Annotated in this window: 12 protein-coding genes; 7 read left to right on the forward strand and 5 right to left on the reverse strand. The window is 66.1% G+C overall.

What is annotated here, in order from left to right; translation table 11 throughout:
• Positions 1 to 92 precede the first annotated feature (92 nt).
• Positions 93 to 3,437, forward strand: a complete 3,345-nt coding sequence (lysX, locus tag HMPREF3174_RS07925; RefSeq protein ID WP_083297721.1) for a bifunctional lysylphosphatidylglycerol synthetase/lysine--tRNA ligase LysX — start codon at positions 93 to 95, stop codon at positions 3,435 to 3,437.
• 24 nt (positions 3,438 to 3,461) lie between these two features.
• Here lysX and HMPREF3174_RS07930 read toward each other — a convergent pair whose 3' ends face one another.
• From HMPREF3174_RS07930 to HMPREF3174_RS07940, 3 genes are read right to left on the reverse strand one after another with little or no spacing between them, the layout of a single operon-like run.
• A complete protein-coding gene (locus HMPREF3174_RS07930) occupies positions 3,462 to 4,142 on the reverse strand; it encodes an alpha/beta fold hydrolase (protein WP_148132205.1) in 681 nt (226 codons plus the stop codon).
• Positions 4,102 to 4,884: a DUF998 domain-containing protein gene (locus tag HMPREF3174_RS07935; RefSeq protein ID WP_148132206.1), complete on the reverse strand. Its 783-nt coding sequence runs from the start codon at positions 4,882 to 4,884 to the stop codon at positions 4,102 to 4,104. Before HMPREF3174_RS07935 ends, HMPREF3174_RS07930 begins: the two co-directional genes overlap by 41 nt.
• A 34-nt stretch (positions 4,885 to 4,918) precedes the next feature.
• Complete coding sequence (locus HMPREF3174_RS07940) at positions 4,919 to 5,950, reverse strand: ornithine cyclodeaminase (RefSeq protein ID WP_070448344.1); 1,032 nt, start codon at positions 5,948 to 5,950, stop codon at positions 4,919 to 4,921.
• A 307-nt stretch (positions 5,951 to 6,257) separates the two neighbouring features.
• Between HMPREF3174_RS07940 and HMPREF3174_RS07945 the strand changes: the two genes are divergently transcribed.
• The 3 genes from HMPREF3174_RS07945 (at position 6,258) to HMPREF3174_RS07955 (ending at position 9,123) form a co-directional block, all read left to right on the forward strand.
• Positions 6,258 to 7,256 carry a FecCD family ABC transporter permease gene (locus tag HMPREF3174_RS07945; RefSeq protein ID WP_062613981.1) on the forward strand — a complete coding sequence of 333 codons (999 nt, stop codon included), beginning with the start codon at positions 6,258 to 6,260 and terminating at the stop codon, positions 7,254 to 7,256.
• Positions 7,253 to 8,080, forward strand: coding sequence for an ABC transporter ATP-binding protein (locus HMPREF3174_RS07950; protein WP_068539287.1), 828 nt, complete (start codon positions 7,253 to 7,255; stop codon positions 8,078 to 8,080). Before HMPREF3174_RS07945 ends, HMPREF3174_RS07950 begins: the two co-directional genes overlap by 4 nt.
• A gap of 77 nt (positions 8,081 to 8,157) precedes the next feature.
• A complete protein-coding gene (locus HMPREF3174_RS07955; RefSeq protein WP_070445724.1) occupies positions 8,158 to 9,123 on the forward strand; it encodes an ABC transporter substrate-binding protein in 966 nt (321 codons plus the stop codon).
• A gap of 10 nt (positions 9,124 to 9,133) precedes the next feature.
• On the opposite strand, the gene HMPREF3174_RS07960 is transcribed toward HMPREF3174_RS07955, so the two are convergent.
• A complete protein-coding gene (locus HMPREF3174_RS07960) occupies positions 9,134 to 10,390 on the reverse strand; it encodes an AI-2E family transporter (RefSeq protein ID WP_068539284.1) in 1,257 nt (418 codons plus the stop codon).
• 127 nt (positions 10,391 to 10,517) lie between these two features.
• On the opposite strand from HMPREF3174_RS07960, the gene HMPREF3174_RS07965 reads away from it, so the two are divergent.
• Complete coding sequence (locus HMPREF3174_RS07965; protein ID WP_070448345.1) at positions 10,518 to 12,308, forward strand: BCCT family transporter; 1,791 nt, start codon at positions 10,518 to 10,520, stop codon at positions 12,306 to 12,308.
• A gap of 175 nt (positions 12,309 to 12,483) precedes the next feature.
• Positions 12,484 to 13,602 carry a class I SAM-dependent methyltransferase gene (locus tag HMPREF3174_RS07970; protein ID WP_070448346.1) on the forward strand — a complete coding sequence of 373 codons (1,119 nt, stop codon included), beginning with the start codon at positions 12,484 to 12,486 and terminating at the stop codon, positions 13,600 to 13,602.
• Here HMPREF3174_RS07970 and HMPREF3174_RS07975 read toward each other — a convergent pair.
• A complete protein-coding gene (locus HMPREF3174_RS07975; protein WP_070445715.1) occupies positions 13,599 to 13,943 on the reverse strand; it encodes a DsrE family protein in 345 nt (114 codons plus the stop codon). The genes HMPREF3174_RS07970 and HMPREF3174_RS07975 overlap by 4 nt on opposite strands.
• An 853-nt stretch (positions 13,944 to 14,796) precedes the next feature.
• Between HMPREF3174_RS07975 and HMPREF3174_RS07985 the strand changes: the two genes are divergently transcribed.
• On the forward strand, positions 14,797 to 19,251 hold the full coding sequence (locus HMPREF3174_RS07985) for a G5 domain-containing protein (protein WP_070448347.1): 4,455 nt from the start codon (positions 14,797 to 14,799) through the stop codon (positions 19,249 to 19,251).
• The last annotated feature ends 586 nt before the right edge of the window (positions 19,252 to 19,837 follow it).

A 19,837-nucleotide genomic window follows, 5' to 3' on the forward strand; every position in this document is an offset into this window, starting at 1 on the left:
GCTTGCGCAAATCGTGAGGTCTGAGGAGGGCGGTCCCGCGGCTGTACCACGGTATGACGGGCGCGCAGAGGGTCGAGTCATAGGATTGTCCTATGCATACATCGATGGACGTGGACCTACCGTGTCAGCCCGTGCGCGCCAGCCAAGAGGCAGTCGCGCGCTTCTTCACCTTCCTCCTTCAGGTGGTGGCCGTGTGGAATATCGTGGGCCTGCTGGTTGAGCGCATCGCTCCCGGCACCGCGGCCGCGATCTCCGACTTCTTTTGGCTGACGAACATCTACTCCGACCCCTCCCTCATCTGGGGCCTCATCAACGCCATGCTGGCCTCCGGCTTCATGCGCCGCCAGCGCGCCGCGATGATTGGCTTCCTCGTCGTCTTCCAGGTGACCACCCTCGCCCTTGCCGTGGCGGTCATCCCAATGTGGCACGACCTTGCCGAGCTGGGCGTGGAGCGCCTGGAATACTTCCTCTTTGTCGCCGCCACACTCTTCGCACTCGCGTCGATCATCGTGCTGCTGTGGGCGCGCGCGGCGTTCCCGGGGCGGCTCGTACGCGGGGCATGGTGGCGGGCGCTCGCGGTCGGCCTCGGCGGGCTTGGCCTGGGATACGGGTACGGCTTCCTCAGCGCCGTCATGGTCCACCACATGCCCTACCTCGACGCGGCGAAGTGGGCGGCCGCCGCGATCGTTAGCGCCGACCCGACCGGCCACCCCTACGACGTCTCCTACGACGCCGGCTGGTGGACCTTCCTCATCGTCGAGATCATCGTGGTCGCCGGCCTGCTTGGCGCGATCTCCACCTTCTTTCGCGCCGACGCCCGCCAGGTGGCCCGCCAGGTTGATTCGGAGGTCACCGCGCGCACGATACTCCTTCACGATGACGACGCCGACTCCCTGTCCTACTTCGCCACCCGCGACGACCGCCGGCTCACCACCAGCCCCAACGGCCGGGCGGCGATCTCGTGGAAGGTGACCAACGGCGTGGCGTTGGCGGGCGGCGACCCGCTGGGTGATCGGCGCTCGTGGCCGGAGGCGATTGCCACCTGGCAGTTGGTGGCCCGCCGCTACAGTTGGGTGCCCGCCGTTATTTCCGCCTCCGAAGAGGGCGCCCGCGCCTACCAGGACGCCGGCATGCACCTCATCGCGATGGGGGATGAGTCGGTCATCTACCCCGCCGACTTCTCCCTGTCGAAGAACAAGCCCGTCCGCCGCGCGATCGCCGGCCCGCGCAATGCGGGCTACACCGTGAAGATCCGCCGCCAGGAGGAGATCGACGCCGCCGAGCTGGCCGAGCTGGCCGCCTGCGCCGAGCGTTGGCGCGTGGGCGACGAGCGCGGCTTCTCCATGGCGCTCGGCCGGCTGGGCGACCCGCGCGACCCCCGCATCCTCGTCGTCACCGCCCACGACGCCGGGGGCGAGGTCCGCTCCCTTCTCACGTTCGTACCGTGGGGCAAGCGCGGGGTGTCGCTGGACCTCATGCGCCGCTCGCCGGACGCGGCCTCCGGCGTCAACGAGCTCATGATGACCGAGCTCATGCAGAACGCCGAAAACCTTGCGATTGACCGTATCTCGCTCAACTTCGCCATGTTCCGCTCGGCCTTCGAGGTCAGCGAGCGCGTGGGCGCCACCCCGTTGCAGCGCCTCAACTACCGCATCCTCATGCTGGCCTCGCGCTGGTGGCAGTTGCACTCGCTGTACGAGTCGAACGCCAAGTACAACCCGGTGTGGAAGCGCCGCCTCATGTGTTACAGCTCGGCCCAGCAACTCACCCGCACCCTCATCGCGTGCGGGCGGGCCGAAGGCTTCGTGCCCGACGTCCCCCAGGCCTTCCGCCGCCGCAACGCCGCCCAGGAGTCGGCAACGTATGTGGGCGACGTTGTGGCGCGCATGCAACCTATCCTCGACGAGCTGCTCAACCCGCCTGCGATCGAGCCCAAGCGCAACGAGCAGCAGCGCGTGCGAATCGCCAAGCTCGCCACCCTTGAGGCGGCCGGCATGGATGCCTACCCGCCCGCCGTCCCGCACACGGCCTCGATCGCGCAGGTCAAGCGGGGTCCGGTTGCGTCCGGGCCTGGCGCGGACGCAACGGGCGCTGTTGACGCGACGGGCGCGGACGGCGTCGTGGGCGAGATCTCGATCGTGGGGCGCATCCTGCGCATCCGCGACCACGGCGGCATCATTTTCGCCGATCTGCGCGAGGGCACCGACGAGCTGCAGATCAGCCTCGAGCGCTCAAGCGCGGCCGACATGGCGCTGTGGCGTGCGGGCGTGGACCGTGGGGACGTGGTGTCCGTGACCGGGCGCCTCGGCGTCTCCCGTACCGGCGAGCCCACCTTCGCAGTGGAGTCTTGGACCATGGCGGCGAAGTCGCTGGTGGCGCCGCCGGACAAGTTCCGCGGCGTGGCCGACCCCGAGGCCCGCCTGCGCAACCGCCACATGTACCTGGCCACCGACGCGGGGGCGTGGACGCGCCTGTACACGAGGTCGGCGGCGGTGAAGGCCGTGCGCGACTTCCTGGCCGTCCGGGACTACATCGAGGTCGAGACCCCGATCCTCCAACGCGTGCACGGCGGCGCGAACGCCCGTCCGTTCGCCACCCACATCAACGCTTACGACCTCAACCTCACCATGCGTATCGCCCCCGAACTGTTCCTCAAGCGGCTGTGCGTGGCGGGCGTGGAGCGTGTGTTCGAACTCGGACGCAACTTCCGCAATGAGGGCGCCGACTCCACGCACAACCCCGAGTTCACGTCGCTCGAGGCATACGAGGCCTACGGCGATTACCTCACGATGCGCGACCTCACCCGCGAGCTCATCATCGCCGCCGCCACCGCGGTGCACGGCTCGCCGCGCGTGCCGCGCCCGGGCGGCGGCTGGCTCGATATCTCCGGCCCGTGGCGCTCAATCACGGTTCACGACGCCGTCTCCGAGGCCTGTGGCCAGCGCGTCACCGCCGAGACGAGCGCGGAGGAGCTGCGTGAGCTGTGCAAGAAGTTCGACATCGAGGTGGGCCTGCACGCTACGCCCGGCGCGATGGTGACCGAGCTGTACGACGAGCTGGTGGAGTCCCAGACCGAGGAGCCGACCTTCTACCTCGACTTCCCCGTGGAGACCTCGCCGCTCACCGCCCCGCACCGCTCCGTTCCCGGGCTGGCCGAGCGCTGGGACCTCGTGGCCTTCGGCATGGAGCTCGGCACCGCGTACACCGAGCTGACCGACCCGATCGACCAGCGCGACCGCCTCACCCGCCAGTCCCTGCTGGCTGCCGCCGGGGACGCCGAGGCGATGGAGGTTGACGAGGAGTTCTTGAGCGCCCTCGAGTTCGGCATGCGGCCCACCGGCGGGCTCGGGATTGGCATCGACCGGCTGACGATGTTCCTGGTGGACGGCACGATCCGCGACACGCTGGCGTTCCCGTTCGTCAAACCCGCCCAGTAGGGTGCCGGTGCCGGTGCCGGCGGGTCAGTTGGCGGGCGGCTGGCGAGTAGATGGGCCGGCCAGGATCAACTCCGCCACCTCGGCCGGGTGCGTGAGCGGGAACAGGTGGTTCCAGCCGCGTGCCTCGATGAGCTCGCTGCCGATCTGGCGCGCGAAAGCGCGCTGGGCCGAGCGATGCGAGCTCGCCCCCGGGTGGGGGAGAGCGCACACGTGCAACGTGGGCGGAAGCGGGTGCTTCAGCTTCTGAGAGATCCGATCCTGCAGGCGGGCAAGCTCGGCGAGCTGGAAGGTGATGGCCTCGAGGCCGGCGGGCGTGCCGTAGCGCGCCTGCCGCTCGACCCCGGAAATCGGGTCCTTCCCCGTCAGGGCAAGCATGGCCGCCGCGCGGGCCAGCGCTCCGAGCGGGGCGGCGAACCGGGGAACGCGTACGTGGGAGCTGGCCTCGCCGAGGGTGGTGGGGTCGAGCAGGGTGAGAGAGTCTGCGCCGTCCAGGGCTAAGGAGAGGGCGGCGAGCCCGCCGAGCGAGTGGCCGATAAGGTCGAGCCGCTCGGTGCCGCGGTCGGGGAGTCCGAGGGCGCGCGGCAGATCCTCCGAGGTGAGGGGCACGGCCCACTGGTCGGCCACGATGACGCGCCCGCGAAGGAGCGCGGCGAGCGGCGCGTAGTCACGCGGAGCGAGAGCCAGTCCGGGCAGGATCACCCACATGTCCACCTCCCATCCGCGCCGCAATCATCAGCATGAGGACGACGGACGCCGCCACCTGCACGCGCTGCGCGATCCCCACCGGCCACCCGGCAGCGATCGTCACGAGCTCCACGCCCATCGCCCCCACCACCACGGCCCCCACGGCCCGCATCACCCGCGTGCCGGCGAGCAGCGCGCCCACCGCCACCGCGACCAGTCCGAGCCCCGCCAGCGACGACGTCACCGTATGGGCGAGGTGGCTGAACGACGTGCCGGCCTCGAGTTGTGCCCGGCACGAGGGCACGGATTCGGCACAGTCCATGGGGAAGGCGGCGTCCAACACGGTGGCGACTCCGGACAGCGCCATCCCGCCCGGCACCAGTGCTACGAGCACCCGCTCCGGCACAAGCCCGGCCAGCCGGCCGCCAACCCCGGCACCGCCCGCCGCGCCCGGTAGTCCGCCGCGCGCTCCCGCCAGCCCCGCATCCAGCTCACCCGCGTGACCTGACCCCCAGCGCACCCCGGGCAGGAGGTCGCGCGCCGCGCCACGGCGTCGTGACCACAAGTAAAACCCGACGGCCGCGAACGCCACCCCCGCAGCCGCATCCATCGAGCGCACGAGCGCGGAGGACGCCTGGTCCGCCGCCGACAGCTCGGACAAATACGACACCGTGGGGGAGAGCGGGTAGCCGAGGGCGGCCTCGGTCAGAACGCTGGCATAGGCCAGCGCTCCCAGGGTCAAGGCGATCGCGGCAATCAACACGCATCAAACCTAGCGCGCCGCGCCGTGATCCCCATCAGCCCACCGGATGAAGCGAGGGCACGATGAGGGAGAACAGGTCCTTGGGGTCGTCGGGTTCGGCGACCAGCTCGATGTCGTCGAAGTAGCTGGTGCCGGCCACGGAGTCGCGCGTGTAGCGCAGGGCGGAGAAGTCGCTCATGGCGAAGCCAACGGAGTCGAACAGGGTGATCTCGTCTGCCGACGTCCGCCCGGGCGCCTTACCCGCCAGGACGTCGGCGAACTCGGTCACGGAGAAGTCCGGGGCCATCTGCTGGATCTCGCCCTCGATGCGGGTTTGCGGGGTGAATTCCACGAACACAGTGGAGCGCTCAAGGATCGCGGCTTCGAGCTCGGTTTTGCCCGGACAGTCCCCGCCGATCGCGTTGAGGTGCACGCCGGGTCGCACCTGCGCATCCGACAGGATGGTGTTGTTGGCCTTGTCGGCGGTGCAGACGGTGATGACGTCGGCCCCGGCCACGGCGTCGTCCACGCTGTCGCACACCGTGATCGTAAAGCCCAGCGGGGCGAGGTTGCGGTGGAATTTTTCCATGGCGTGCGGGTCGATGTCGTAGATGCGCAGCTCCTCCAGGCCGAGCGCGGCGCGCATGCCGAGCGCCTGGAATTCCGACTGCGAACCCGAGCCGATGAGGGCGTGGACGTGCGAGTCCGGGCGGGCCAGCGTGCGTGCCACGAGCGCGGAGCACGCGGCCGTGCGCAGGGCGGTGAGCAGGGTCATCTCGGCGAGGAAGGTCGGATAGCCGTTGTCGACGTCGGAGAGCACGCCGAACGCCGTGACCGTCTGGAAGCCGCGCGCTGGGTTGGACGGGTGGCCGTTGACGTACTTGAACGAGTACTCCTCCGAGTTCGACGTGGGCATCAGCTCGATCACCCCGATCGGGGAGTGGCTGGCCACGCGCGGGATCTTCTCGAACGAGTCCCAGTTGAGGAAGTCGGCTTCGAGGTAGTCCATCATCCCGGAGATGATCTTCTCCACGCCGGTGCTGAAGATCCAGCGCGACATGTTCGTCACGTCAACGAAGGTGGTCATGGGTGATCCTTTCGCGTTGTTCATCACATCGTAGCGCGCCGCCGGGGGCGTGGCTAGGCGGTCCGCCCGCGGGCTCGGCGGTGGTGGCGGGGGCCTTTTTCACGACGCCGTGGCGCGGCTTTTCCGGGCTTTCTCCCGATGCCGCGCGGGGGCTTTGGGTGCGGGTCGCGGCCGGCGGGGTGGGCGCCTTACATGACCGGTTGCCGCGCGCATGTCGCTAAGCTGATCGGCCCTCCGTTCGACGCGCCGGCGGAGAGTGCGTAGGCTGAAACGGTCCAGATGGCAACGAGAGTGCGAGGAGGTTGCCATGAGCAAGCGCGGGCTCCTCATCGGGTGCGTGGCCCTCGGTGTCGCTATGCTCCTCGCCGTTGCCATCGGCCCGATCCTCACCCCGCCAGCCGACGTCGCCGCCGCCCTCTCCCGTGCCATCACCGGCGCTGATGCCCCCGCCTCCGACGCCCTCATCACCCACATCCGCCTCCCACGCGTGCTCATGGCCGCGCTCGTGGGCGGGGCGCTCGCGGTGGCCGGGGCTGCCATGCAGGCCGTGTTCCGCAACCCGCTCGCCGAGCCGGGGATCACCGGGGTGGGGACGGGAGCGGCCGCGGTCGCGGTGGTCGTCATCGTGTCCGGGGCCTCGCTCGCGCATCCGGCCCTGCTGCCGCTCGGCGCGTTCGCCGGGGCGTTGGCCGCCACTGGGCTCGTGCAGCTGGTGGGAGCGCGCGGCCCGCGGGCGTCCACGGCCACGATCCTGCTGGTGGGCGTGGCTCTCAACTCCTTCCTCGGCGCTATCATCGCCGCCACGATCGCCAACGCCCCCGACGCCGAAAACGCCCGCTCGGCCATCTTCTGGCTGAACGGCGACCTCGCCGGGCGCACGATGTCCGACGTCGCGCTGGTAGTGGCGCCCGTGGTGATCGGCGCGATCGGCGTGGGCCTACACGCCCGCGAGCTCAACATGCTCTCCCTCGGCGCCTCGACGGCCCAGAGCTCGGGGGTGGCGGTGCGGCGGGTGTCGCACACGGTGCTGGCCTTCGCGGCGCTCGCCACCGCCGGTGCCGTGGCTACCACGGGCGTGATCTCGTTCGTCGGGCTGGTGGTGCCCCACCTCATTCGTCTGGCGCGCGGGGAGAACTACCGGATGCTCATCCCCGCGTCCTTCATCTTCGGCGCGGTGTTCCTCATCGTCGCCGACACCGTAGCCCGCATGATCTTCACCCCCGTGGTGCTGCAGACCGGGGTGGTGACGGCACTGGTGGGCGCGCCGATGCTGCTCTTCCTCGTGCTGAGGGAGGGGCACCGATGAGCGGGGCGAGCGCCGGGCAGCCGGTTGCTGGGCGCGCGGCGGCCGCGGTCAGCCTGCGCGGCCTTCGGGCCGGCTACGGCGACCGGCCCGTGCTGGACATCGCCCACCTCGAGCTCGGCGCCGGCCGGATCGTGGGTCTCATCGGTCCGAACGGCGCGGGCAAGTCCACGCTGGTCAAGGCCATCCTGGGGCTGGTGCCGGCTGAGGGTGTGGTGGAGGTCGGCGGGGAGAGCCTTGCCCGACTCTCTGCGCGCCGGCGGGCCGAGCTCGTGGCCTACCTCGCCCAGGAATCCCTGCGCGGCTCGGCCTTCACCGGCCGCGAGGTGGTGGAGATGGGCCGGTATGCCGCCCTCCCGCGCTTCGGTTCGCTTTCCGCCGACGACGACGCCCGTGTCGCGTCCGCCCTTGCCGCCACCGGCGCGCTGGCCTGGGCCGAGCGCCCCACCCGGCAGACCTCGGGAGGTGAACGCCAGCTCACCGGCCTGGCCCGCGCTCTCGCACAGGACGCGCCCCTGCTCTTGCTGGATGAGCCGGTCTCCGCGCTCGACCTGTCCCACGCCGTGGCCGTGCTCAAGGTGCTACGGCCCTGGGTGGCGGCCGACCGGCGTCGGACCGTGATCGCCGTCCTGCACGATCTCACGCTCGCCGCCCGGTTCTGTGACGAGCTAGTCCTCCTCCAGCCCCGGCTGGGAGGGGCGCGGGTGCGGGCCCGCGGCACGCCAGGCGAGGTGCTCACTCCCGAGGCGATCAAGGAGATCTACGGCACGCCCGTGGACGTCCGGCCCTCCCCGGTCACCGGCACGCTCGTCGTCACCCCGCTCTAGCACCGCTCACGCAGTCTCCGCGAAGCCCCTGATCACATGCCCTCCTATCAATTTTCGACTCACGAAAGGTCAACATCATGAAGAAACTCCTTGCAGCCGCAGCCGTCCTGGCCCTCGCAGCGTGCTCCCACGCGCCGGCGAGTTCGGGGGAGGCCGGGCCGTCGGCGTCGGGAAGTGCCGAGACCACAACCCAAACCGATGAGCCTACGGACACCGTGACGGAGACCAGCGCCTACACGCGCATCGTGGCCACCAGCCCCGAGACCAGCGACATGGCCCTCATGCTCGCTGGGCCGGAGAACGTGGCGGTGATTTCGGCGTCGGCGGCGTCGCCGATGGGGCAGAACCCGGAGCTCGCGCGGCAGGTGACCGAGCGGCTCGAGACGGGCATCAACCCCGACGCCGAACAGATCCTGTCCTACAACCCGGACCTGGTGGTGATGACGGCGCGCTTCGAGTCGGAGAGCGGGGTGGCCGAGCAGCTGCGCGCAGCCGGCGTGGAGGTGCTCGACTTCGACGGCCACGAGTTCGACACCCCGGAGCTGTACGCGGCGGCGGTGGAGAAGATGGGCGAGAAACTGGGGATGCCGGTCACGGCCGCGGGGCTGACGAACGATTTCCTGGGGCGGATCGCGCAGATCGACGCCGAGGTGGCGCAGGTTGAGAGCAAGAAGAGCCCGGCGGTGCTCGAGCTCATCGCGCGCGGGGGCAAGGTCATGGCGATGGGCGTGAACAACGTGGTGCCCGGCCTGGCGATCCGCGCGGGCGCCACCGACGCCGGCGCGGCCGCCGGCATCACTCGTACCATGCCGATCGACGCCGAAACCCTGCTCAAGGCCAGCCCCGACATCTTGTTCGTGGAGGATTTCATGGGCGCCGGACTTGAGCCCTTCGAGGATCTGCTGGGCAACCCGGCGCTGGCCGACGTGCCCGCGATCAGGGACGGGCGCGTGGTGCTACTGCCGATGAACGAGGCCTCCTCCACGGCCGGCCTGCAGATGGACAAGGGCTACGCCACGATCGCTACCGAGGTGCAAAAGTAAAGGTGAGGGGTTAGTCCTCTTCAGGGAGCACCTTCTCCTGCGGGATGTCGGGAAGCTCGGTCATCTCCTCGTCGCCCTGGCGGAGCGTGCGGTAGACCGACCAGGCGATCGCCATGAGCGGGATCGCAATCACCGCGCCCACCAGGCCGCCGGCGAAGCCACCTGCCGCCACGCCGATCGCCACCACGATCGGGTGAAGCGCCACCTGGCGGCCCATGATAAGCGGCTGGAGGAGGTGCCCTTCGATCTGGCCAATGCCCGCGATGCCCACGCCCACGACGATGAACTTGACCAGGCCGCCCGACGCCAGCGCTACGATCATCGCCACCACCATCGCCGCCGGTGCGCCGACCAGCGGAATGAACGTGCCGATCAACACCAGGACGGCGAGCGGGGCTGACAGCGGCACGCCCACGATTGACAAGAAGATGAAGGCCAGGATCCCGTTGATGATCGAAATGATGACGGTGCCGCGGGCGTACCCGGAGAAGGCCACCCAGCCGGCCGTCGCGCCCAGGTGGCTGCGGTAGCGGTTGCGCGCCGGGAGCAGGTTCAAGAACCACAGCCACATCTGAGGGCCCTGGGCAAGGAAAAAGAAGGTGACGAACAGCGACAGAGCCAGGATCGTCATGACGACGGCGAAGTTCGAGGCGTTGGCCAGCACGGTCTGCGCGATGGTGCCCGCGTTGGACTGGATCCAATCCGTGCCCGTGGACACGGCGTTCGAGATCGCCTCGGACAGGTCCTGGCGGGACAGGTGCCAAGGCAGGTTGTCGCGGGTGAAGAAGTCGAGGATGGAGTTCACGCCGTCCTGAAACTGATTGGCCAGCGAGTCCCATTCGTTGGCCACCGAGTAGACCACGTAGCTGACCATCCCGCCGAACACAATGAAGCCAAACAGCATGGCGAGCGCGGTGGCGGCCGTGCGGGGCATGTACTTCGACAGCCACGACACGATCGGGTAGAGCACGGCGGTGAGCACGAAGGACAGGAAGACGCCCAGGAACACCTCGGTGACCGCGCCCAAGATCCACGCGATCGCCACGATCACGATCCCCAGGCCGATCAGCATCCAGGAGGCGAGCCCATACTTGGCCAGCCAGTGCGGCACGCCCAGCGCCGAGTTCATCGCCGCCGGGGGCGCCACCATGCCACCCCACGTGCCAGTGGATTTCCCCGCGGCGATCGCGGCCACCTGTGCCTCATCCGTAGCCACCTGCGCCTTCTCGGTTGACGCCTTTTTGCGCCCACAAATCCAATTCATCATGCCTTCGAGCCTACTCGCTTGTGCCGGTGGGCACGACCCGTCCCGCCGCCCCGCCTGGCGGGAGAGAAATCGCATAGTCTGCGCCCAATACTGGAATATATGCGGAATTTATTCAAAGAATGGAGGTATGGAAGAAAAGAATCAGGACGTAAACTGGAGCGAACCGCTCGACGCTAACTCATCAGCCACCTCGGAGCTCGCCGCGCTCCTGTCAGTGGAAAAGGAAATCAACGCGGCAGACATTCAAGAAAAACCAGTCGAACTCGCCTCCGAAACCGCCGACGGCTCCATCAGCTGGCCCGTGGTCATCCCCGCGATGGCACTGGTGATCGCGGTGGTCGCCTGGGGACTCGGCGCCCCGGACAACTTCGAAAACGCTGCCTCGGCCATGTTCAGCTGGGTACTTGAGAACCTGGGGTGGGCGTTCGTCTTGTTCTCCACGGTGTTCGTGGTATTCGTCGTCGTGATCGCCGCCTCGAAATTCGGCTCGATCCGGCTTGGCGCCGCGAACGAGCAACCGGAATTCTCCAACACGTCGTGGGTGGCGATGATGTTCGCCGCCGGCATGGGGATCGGCCTCATGTTCTACGGCGCCTCCGAGCCGCTCGCTTTCTACCGCGACGGCGTGCCCGGCCACGAGCCCAACGAAGTGGGCACCGCGATGGCCACCGCGATGTTCCACTGGACCCTGCACCCGTGGGCCATGTACGCGATCGTGGGCCTCGCGATCGCCTACTCGACCTACCGGATCGGGCGCAAGCAGCTGATCTCCGCCGCCTTCACTCCGCTGATCGGGGAGAAGCACGCGAACGGCGCGCTGGGTCAGGCCATCGACTCCCTGTCCGTCTTTGCCACTGTGTTCGGCACCGCCTGCTCGCTCGGGCTGGGCGCCCTGCAGATCCGGGCGGGCCTGACCGCGGCCGGTATCGTGGAGAATCCGGGGACCGGGCTGATCGTGGCGATCGTGTCCGTGCTGACCCTGGCCTTCCTGCTCTCCGCAATGTCTGGCGTTGGGCGTGGCATCCGCTACCTGTCGAACGCGAACATGGTCTTCGCCTCGATCCTCGCGGTCGCCGTCTTCATCCTTGGCCCCACGATCGCCCAGCTCAACCTTTTGCCCGGCTCGGTGGGCGCCTACCTGTCGCGCTTCTTCGAGATGGCCGGCCGCACCGCCGAATCCGCTAACGGCACTGCCGGCGATTGGCTGTCCGGGTGGACGATCTTCTACTGGGCCTGGTGGATCTCGTGGTCGCCGTTCGTAGGCATGTTTATTGCGCGGATCTCGCGCGGGCGCACGGTGCGCGAGTTTTGCATGGGTGTTATGTTCATCCCTGCCGGCCTGTCCACGGTGTGGTTCGCGATCTTCGGTGGGTCCGCGATCTCGATGGAGCTCGCCGGCGAGTCGATCTACGGCGATGGCAACGTGGAGTCGCAGCTGTTCAACCTGTTGCACTCGCTACCGGGTGGGTTCGTGCTTGGGTTGGTTGCGGTGTTGTTGCTCGCCACCTTCTTCATCACCTCCGCCGACTCCGCCTCCACGGTCATGGCCTCCATCTCCCAGGGCGGGAAGTCCACGCCTACCCCGTGGTTGTCCGGCCTGTGGGGTCTACTGACCGCGGCCATCGGGCTCACCCTGCTCGTGTCCGGCGGCGACAGTGCCCTCGGCAACATCCAATCGGTGACCATCGTGGCGGCCACCCCGTTCCTCTTCGTGGTGGTGGCGCTCATGTTCGCCCTGGTCAAGGACCTGCGCAACGATGTCGTCTACCTCGACCAGCGCTCCCAGGAGGCCTTCCAGCGCCAGCTCGCGATCGAGCGCCGCCACCGGCGCGAGCGCGAGGAGGAGAAGCGGCTCAACCGGGCGCTGCGCCACGCGATGAGCCGCCGGGGGCACCGGGAGCACAGCAACACTGAGTAGTTCGCGCTGAGCCTGTAACTAACTGGTGAGTCTGGGCGTTGCTGAAAACGGGGCTTTCGGGCTCAGATTCACCAGTTAGCCACGCCGGGGCGTTTGCTGCCCCGCCACGTGGCCCGCAGGGCGGGCCAGCGGGAGTGGGTATGATGTGCGGGAACCGACTGAAGGCGGAAGTGACATGACCTCAACCCTTGACCAGCTGATCTTGGACGTGGCGGCGGCCGAAGCGCCGGGCGCCGCGTCCGTGGCGATCCTCGACGACCCCGCCGCCACCCTCCTGCGTAGCGCCCTTGATACCGCCGAGCGGGTGTGGGTGGCCTCGCGCACGGTGATGCAGGCGCGCGAGGCGGATCGGATGGCTCGTGAGCTGGGCGCCCGCGATCGCGTGCGGATCGCGGGCGCGGACGGTCCCCTGCGTCTCGATGAGTTCTTTACGGAAAAGATTGACGTGGCGCTCGGCCACACCCCGAAGTCGCTGGAGGAGGTTGCCTATCTCGCCGGGTCCGTGCCCGCCGGCGCCCTTATCTTCGGGGCGAATAACAAGCATATGGATCGCGGGCACAACGCCACGCTCGCCCGCTATTTCACTGACGTCCACGCCTCCCGCGGCCGCGGCAAGTTCCGTTGCCTTGTGGGCGCCGGCCGCACGGGCCAGGGCTACGAGCCGGCATCCCGTGAAACGGAGGCTGGGACGATCGTGGGCGTGGGCGGGGTGTTCTCTGGCGCGGAGGTCGACCACAGCGGCCAGCTACTGGCCGACACCGCCCTGGCCGAGCTTCGTGCCGAGCGCCGCAAGGCGAAGCTCGCCGCAAACCCGTGGGATTCCTGGGAGGCGCCGAGCGAGGTCGATACCGGCCGCAGCGTCGTCGACCTCGGATGCGGCAACGGAACCGTTGCCCGCATCGTGCTTGCCACCCTGCCCGACGCCACCGTGCTCGCCACGGACGCCGATGCCGACGCCGTCGTCTCCGCCAGCCTCACCCTCGCCGAGTTCGGAGACCGCGCCCGCGTGACCTGGGACGACGCCGCCGGGCAGGAGCCGACCGGGAGCTCCGACGTCGTGCTCCTCAACCCGCCCTTCCACGCGGGCGCGGCGCTGGACGCCACGCTCGTCCAGGACCTGCTCGACGCGGCCGCGCGCCTCCTGCGCCCCGGCGGGCGTCTCTACATGGTCCACAACAACCATCTGCGCTACCGCCCGGAGGTGGAGCGGCGGGTGGGCCGCACGCGCCAGCTGGCCCGGAACGCGAAGTTCACGGTGCTGCGGGCAGACGTGTCGTTCGGTTCGCAGGTTTAGGCCTTGACGTACCCGTAGCCCTCGGACTGGAGCTTGGCGATCTCCACGATGCCGGCGGGGACCACCTTGACGTATTCGGGGATGAGCTCTTCCTTGACTTGCCGCTCGCCGAGCGCGATCTGGCACACCACGAAGGACACGCCTTCGGCTTCGAGGCCGCGGATGCGGGCCATGCGGTTGGGGTCGGCTTCGAGTTGGGAGAAGGAGCGGACGGCCCCGCCGTTGGCGACCACCACTGCGCGGTGGCGGTCGTCGGCGCGGATGAAGTTGCGTACGGAGCGCAGGGTGAACGGCCAGCGGTCGTTCTCGTTGATGTGGAAGACGAGCTTGTAATCGGACATTCTTTTCCCCTTCGATAATCCCGGCGTGTGCCGGTTGTCACCTGATTATTCTTCTGGTGCTCACACTACAATGTCCGCGGAGTATTTTCACGTCAAGATAAAGCCTTACCCTATCGGTTCTAGCGGGTGCCCGTGCGTCCGCCTGCCCGGCCCTCGTGTTCACGACGCCCGAGCCGCCCTGTCCGCCTGCGGGATCGCCTTGCCTTCACCCACCCCACAAGCGGCCTGGCTGCCGTGACGCAAAAGCTTTCGAGGTGGTGCCGTGGCGAATCAACACGCGTTCGCCTTGCTGGCGGCTCGCAACCCGGTCATGAAGGTGCTGGGCGCGGTGCTCGGGATCGTACTGACCGGCGTCGTCCTGTACTGGGTGTGGTTCGCCCTTGCGACGTCGACCAGAGCAGTGGCGACCAGACGGCGTTTGTGTGCGACCCCGTCAGCCAGACCGGCGGGAAGAACGGCATCCTTCTGGTCGGCGACGGCATGGACGACCAGGAGATCACCGCGGCCCGCAACTACGCGGTGAGCAACGGAAACAGATCGCCATCCTCCCCAAGGTGAGAGCATCTAGAACCAATCCTTGACGATTGCTGTGTGATCTTATGCTCACTAACAAAACGCCCGTAGGGGAGTACCCCTCAACGCCTTGCTGTTCAATTGTTGGCCGCCTCGGATAAGCGAAATCCGCGCAGTGTCGAAAGCAAGAAAAGTGCAGTATCCTAGATGCGAATGCTGTTAACTCCTTTACAAACCTGCCGACCCTGAGCCTGCGAGGCCGGCGGTGGAGAGTGTTCTTGCGCGCCGCCCATCCTCCGGCTGCCGCAGAAGGCATATAGAAGATTGGAAGGACTTAGGGATGGATTTATCTAAAGCTTCGACACCGGGAAGGCGCTTTTTGCGTGCCCCGAGTGCTGCACTGACAGCCCTCGCCTTAACTCTGGGCGCATCTGCCGGATCCAGCCTCGTGACGGCCTCACCGGCGTCCGCGTCAACCTTCACCGGCGGCATCCGAGACACGTCCGGCGCGGTGGAGAAGGACGCCCAGAAGGCTTCCGACCTCCCGGCTGGATCGTGCGTTGTCTCTGAAAGCACTCCGGACGGCAGCCAGGCGGGTTTCACGTGGAAGACGTTGGAGCCAAGCGCAACGAGCCCCTCGAAAACCCTATGGGGCGTGAGTGTGTCTTTTGATAACTCGAAAGACCGCACATTCGCTGATTGGAGCTTCACCAATTCGGGTCTACTTGGCGGTGTTCTGGATGCCGGCGAGCTGCCCTCCATGGAAGTCGGTCAGGCCTTCCTTGACAAGAACGTCACCCACAAGGCTGACGAGAACATTGAGATTACTGCGTCCGTCCGCCAACGAAACGTTAATATCTATGCAGAGCTGACCGAGGAGAAAATCAAACAGTTCGCCTCGGCCACTGCCGATAACCCTGTGCGTTACGGTTGGCAAAGTAACTACAAGAAAGAGAACCCGACCGGACCGTATGCCTCGCAAGGTAACAGTGCTGGATTCAGCGCTATCGTAAACCCGTGGCCGAGCGAGAACATCGAATGTAACCCGATCACGGTGTCGTGGGAGTCTTTCGAGAAGCACGTTATCGTCCCTGGTGTGGAAACCAAGGTCGGTAAGATCAACGTTCCTGCTGTCAAGGGCGAAGGCACGGACGATTCGATGTCTCGCATGGTCGTGGAGGCCTACGACGGCAACGGTAAGTTCATCGGCACCACCGACCCGGCAGCGTCCGGCGGTACGCAGAACCTGCGTATCGACGAAAAGACCGGCGAGATCTACTTCACCTGGCCCGAGTATCGCGGTACCGACTTGGCCACTGACAAGAACGTGAGCTTCTCCGTTCTGGCTAAGCCACGTACCGTGGACCAGCTCCAGGCTGCTGACAAGAACAACAATCTCTATGGCGAAGGCAAAGTCTTCGACAGCTCTAATTCGCTGACTCGCTACAACAAGGCGAACGTCATCGACTCGAAGGCCTTCTCCCTGGATGACACGGAGTACCACTCCCCGAAGTACGACAAGACCGAGGCTTCGATCATCTCCGGCGTCGATAGCGCTACCGGCCCGATTGCGACCGAGCCGCAGAAGGTCACCTTCACCCAGACCGCTGACCTGATTAAGGAACTGGCAAAGAAGAAGGGCGACGGCGGCTTCGAAGCTAAGGTCACCCTCGACGAGAGGTACGTCTACGAGGGCTGGACCGTGGAGATGGACGAGGACTACAACGTCACCGTCACCGCCCCGGAGAATCCGCGTCCGGGCACCTTCGCGCGCCCTGTTATTACAGTGGAGTACTCCAACGGCTCCACTGACAAGCTTGAACTGCTCGTCGTTGTTGACCCGAACAACACCCAGGTCACCGACCTCGTACGCCCGGGTCTGACGAAGGGCACGATTGGCGACGAGCTGACCGCCCAGGTGGGCACGAAATCCATCATGAAGGGCTACAAGCCGGTTCACCCGGCTAAGTTCGAGATCGATGAGTCCACCGTTCCTGAAGGCTGGACTGTCACTATCGATGAGACCGGCAAGGTCACTGCGAAGGCCGACGACACCGTGGCGCCGGGCACCATCATCACCCCGAAGGTGAAGGCAACCTACCCGGACCAGACCACGGACGAAATCGAGACCCAGTTCCAGGCGATCGTTGACATCAAGATCCCGACCTACGGCACGGTGACCAATAAGCCAAGCGCCAAGGTCACTCTCAAGCCTGAGGTTCCAGAGCGCGGCCTGAGTGGTAACACGACCGATGAGGCGCCGAAGCGCTTCACGTTCAAGGACGGTAAGACCGAGTACACCGTCGAAGATGAGAGCGGTAAGTGGACCGTCAAGATTGATGAGACCACTGGTGAAATCACCACGACCATTCCTCGGACCGCTCCAGAGGGCTACATCCTGAACGTGCCGGTTCTTGCCTACTACGACAACGTTGACAAGCCGCAAGAGGTCAAGGGCACCGTGGTCGTTCTGAAAGGCGATATCAACGCGTCATACGACGTGCAGACCACCGGCCCGAACCAGGCTGTGAACCACAACGTTCAGGACGCCCCTAAGGGGTCGAAGTTCTCGTTCGGTAAGGATGAGAACGACCAACCGATCACCGAGCAGGAGGTTGACGGCTGGAAGTACAAGGTCGACCCGAACACCGGTGTCGTCACTTCTACCCCTCCGGCAGATGCCAAGCCGGGTGACAGCAAGACCATCAACGTCACTGTTGAAACCCCAGACGGTTCAACTCCGTTGGTGCCTGTCACCACCGTGGTGAAGCTAACCAACAGCTGGGAAGCTGAGCCGACCTACCCTGTAGAAACGGTCTACCCGGGCGAGACCGCGACGCTACCAGTTGCTCTGGAAAAGCCAGACAACGTCAACGTCGCAAAGGAAAACCCCTACAAGCTGGGTGAGATTCCGGCCGGCTGGGATGTCCGCATTGACGAGAACGGCCAGGTAACCGCAACCGCACCTGCGGATGCAAAGCCGGGCGACCAGGTCAAGATTCCCGTCACCGTTTCCTACGAAGACGGTTCCACGGATACCGCTTACGCAGTGGTGAACGTTGTTGACGTTCCTACCCGTGAAGTTCCGTTCAAGGTCGAATACAAGTACGACGACACCATCCCTGCCGGCGAGTACAAGGTTGAGACCAAGGGCGAGCCGGGCTCAGAAAAGCAGAACAAGGACGGCAGCTGGGAGCAGACCAAGGCGCCGGTGAACGAGGTCGTCATCGTCGGCACTAAGCCTGCTAAGAGCGCCAAGGAAGTCACGTGGACGGTTCCGATCCCGTACCCGACCGAGGTTCGCGAGAACCCGGACCTGAAGCCTGGTGAAACCCGGGTTGTTCAGGAAGGTGAGAACGGCGAGAAGACCTATACCGCTAAGTTCACGGCCGAGGGCGATAAGGCTGAGGTAGCCGAGGAGAAGACCACCAAGGAGCCTGTCAAGCGGATCGTTGAGTACGGCCCCGGCCTAGCTCCGAGCGAGCTGGTGACCAAGGTCGAGAAGCCTGTTCCGTTCGAAACCGAGATCGTCTTTGACAACACCCTGGAAGAAGGTCAGCAGAAGGTTGATCAGAAGGGTGAACTCGGTACCGAGGTTGTGACTTCGACTCAGAAGATCGTGGACGGCAAGCCCTCGGGTGACCCGGAAGTGACGACTGAGCGCACCAAGGAACCGGTCAAGCAGATCATCCGCGTCGGCACCAAGACCACCACTGAAGGCACTCACACCAGTGAGTACACCAAGGACGTGCCGTTCGAGACAGAGGTCATCTTCGACGACACGATGGAAGCCGGGAAGCAGGAAACTGTTCAGGAAGGCAAGCTTGGTAAGGACAAGGTCACCACTACCCTGACCATCGAGAACTCGAAGGTTGTGGACTCCAAGACCGAAACCGAGCGTGTGACCGAGCCGGTCAAGCAGATCATCAAGGTCGGCACGAAGGGCAAGCCCGCCTCCACCGAGATCGAGTGGACTGAGAAGACTCCGTTCGACGTCGAGGTGCGCGTCAACCCTGACCTGCAGCCTGGTGAAACCAAGGTTGTCCAGGAAGGTAAGCAGGGCGAGGTCAAGCACGCCGTCAAGGTGAACGCCGAAAACGGTGAGATCTCCACGGAGGACACCTCCGAAAAGATCAGCGATCCGGTTAAGCACATCGTCGAGGTTGGTCCGGCCAAGAACCAGACCGAGCTGACCGATAAGCACACCGAAAAGATCCCGTTCGACACGGTCATCGAGTACGACCCGAACCTCGAAGTCGGCAAGATCGTTGAAGACCAGCCTGGCGCTTTCGGCGAAAAGGAAATCACCAAGACCTGGAAGCTCGAAAACGGCAAGCCGGTCGGTGACCCGGAGACCACCGAGAAGGTCGTGACCGAACCGCAGCCGCGCAAGCTGCGCGTAGGCGCCAAGTGCAACTGCGAACAGCCGACCCCGGACCCATCCGAGGACCCGAGCGAAGAGCCGACCCCGGACCCGACCGACGATCCGTCAGACGAGCCTACGCAGGACCCGTCCGAGGATCCGGGTGACAAGCCCAGCAACCCGACTGAACCCGGCACGCCCGGCGACGAGCCGAGCCAGCCTTCCACGCCCGGTGACAAGCCGAGTGATGGAGCTCAGACTCCTGGCACCTCGGGTGGGCACGGTAGCAACCCGGCGGGCTCGAGCAGCTCTGGTAGCTGGTCTCTGCCGCACACCGGCGCCAGCGTCGCAGCGGCACTCGTTGCAGCAGCTATGCTGATCACCGGCGGCGTGGGACTGCTCGCAGTGCGCAGGCGCCCCTCGAAGCGCTGAGCTGTAGAACAGTCACTGCGCTGAGTCGCTGACTAACACAAAAGCGGCGAGGCCACGGGAGAGATCCCGTGGCCTCGACGCTTTTTGTATACGAATTTGTGTGGCGCGTTCAAAGCTGTCTCCTGCAGTGGGTTCAGGCTGCTCGTAAGGCTGGGTTGCCGTCGCCTGGTGAGGGGGACATGAGCCTGGACAACGTCCGGCTTCGTGCCGCGGGCAGAGCGTCAGAGCCGTGCGGGACATGGCACTCATTTGAACGCGCGAAGAGCATGCATGACGCGCGTGATTGCAGCTATGGAGTGTGGAAAATGTGGCAGGCCCTGCACCGTAATGGCATCGCGGTTAGTTGAGAACAGACTGCTAGACTGATGTGCATAGCTGGAGTATCGGGTAGAGGCAAGGGCACATCACCGGTGACAACTCGTAGCTCGAAGAGATTAGATATGTGTCCTGATCTGGTCGGCCGCGACTTCCACCCAGGACGCTTTAGGCTCTTCTCACTTGGTGGTGTATTGGGTCTATGGCTGGGGCCGGGCCGACGGCGACCGGCCGGCGTGCGGGCAAGCCCACCCAGACGACGACCGGCCGG

This window comes from Trueperella sp. HMSC08H06 (assembly GCF_001808465.1).
Classification (GTDB): domain Bacteria; phylum Actinomycetota; class Actinomycetes; order Actinomycetales; family Actinomycetaceae; genus Trueperella; species Trueperella bernardiae.